This window comes from Pseudomonadota bacterium (assembly GCA_010028905.1).
Classification (GTDB): domain Bacteria; phylum Vulcanimicrobiota; class Xenobia; order RGZZ01; family RGZZ01; genus RGZZ01.
In genome coordinates this window covers 1-1,440 of record RGZZ01000793.1, presented here as the reverse complement: position 1 = coordinate 1,440, position 1,440 = coordinate 1, and the positions used below count along the sequence as shown (strand labels likewise).

General features: G+C 68.1%; 2 protein-coding genes. One reads left to right on the top strand and one right to left on the bottom strand.

Features of this window, described 5'->3' with window-relative positions; all coding sequences use genetic code 11:
- Positions 1 to 383: hypothetical protein (locus tag EB084_25350; protein ID NDD31591.1), on the bottom strand; the 383-nt coding region annotated here is incomplete at its 3' end.
- A gap of 89 nt (positions 384 to 472) precedes the next feature.
- Between EB084_25350 and EB084_25345 the strand changes: the two genes are divergently transcribed.
- Positions 473 to 1,186, top strand: a complete 714-nt coding sequence (locus EB084_25345) for a DUF3298 domain-containing protein (protein ID NDD31590.1) — start codon at positions 473 to 475, stop codon at positions 1,184 to 1,186.
- The last annotated feature ends 254 nt before the right edge of the window (positions 1,187 to 1,440 follow it).

The window sequence follows — 1,440 nt, the reverse complement described above, 5'->3', positions numbered from 1 at the left end:
GCGACCGCTCCCGACGGGGAAGCGGCCGGTACCGACGAGGGCTGCGCGCGCGGCGCGGCAGAAGACGTCTCCCGAGCCGAAGGCGAGCCCGAAGCCCGAGGAAGCGGGCTGCCGACAACCGGCGAGGGCGTGGGAGAAGGCGCCACCGACACGGGGGAGGGGACGGCGGTCTCCGCCGGGTCCGGAGTGGCCTCGTCGGGCGAAGGGCTCGCCTCTGGCGCGACGACGATGGCGGAAGGCGACGACGAAGACCGTGCCAGGGCGCGTCCGCCCACCGCAGGCGACGGATGTCTGCCGCTGTCGATGACGAGCCACCCGAGAATGGCCACGATGGCGGCGCACAGCGCCACGACCGTGACGTGGAGCCCTCGGCTGCTGTTCATGCTGACGGTTCACCTCCGCGGAAATCGTCTCGGTGCGCTGCGCTTCAAGCCTCTCTCCCGAGGGAGAACGACGCACGCGCCGAGAAACGATGGGCATGAAGAAAGTCGTTCGTATCTCCACCCTGCTGTGCCTGCTCGCGCTGGGGGCCGTCGCCGCCGCCACCGCGACCCCACGGGTCACCGTCGTGACCCTCAAGAAGGCGCAGCCCGGGCGCTGCACCGTCGATGTCCAGGTGACCCAGTACGCCGCGCCAACCTCGGGGCAGCGCGCCGTGAACACCGCGCTCATGAGGGGCGCGCAGGAACTCATCGCCGATTTCGAGGGCCAGCTGCGCAGAGCGGGGAGGGAGCGCGACCGAATGTGGCATCTACTCGTCATCACCCAGACCCGTTACGTGAGCGAGCGATGGCTGTCGGTGGAGACGGTCGGGGGCCTCGACCAGGGAGGCGCGCACCCCATGCCCCTGACTGCCACGCGCCTGTTCGACGGTCGCAGCGGAAAGGAGCTGCACCTGGGCGATCTCTTCAAGCCCGCGAGCCCGTATCTGGCCGAGCTGTCCCGCCGCTGCCGCGAGAAGCTCTTCCTGCGGGAGGACGTGAAGAACGACGCGCGGTGGGGCAATGAGGGCAGCGCGCCCAAGGCCGACAACTACACCGTGTTCTACCTCGACGGCAAGAACCTGGTCATCGTCTTCACGCCCTACCAGGTCGCCCCGTACTCGAGCGGTCGCGTCGAGGTGAAGCTTCCCTACGCCTCGCTTGCAGGCATCGCGCGACAGGACGGTCCCCTCTGCACCCCCTGACCTCTCACCCTCGGCAGGCTCCAGGCAGGTCGACCTGGGCCTGCCGCTGTCGCCGCGCGACGACTTCCCCGTTGACGGGCGTCAGACCATGGTCTGAGGTACGGAATGACACGAATGACTAAGATACAGCCCTCCCGCATCTGTGGTAGCGTAGACACCATCGGCCCGTCTGACCTCCGCTCACCTCCCGACCATGATCTGGGCGGCCAGGTGAAACCTGAATGAAAGGGGCGCTCACCTTGATTCGTACCTAT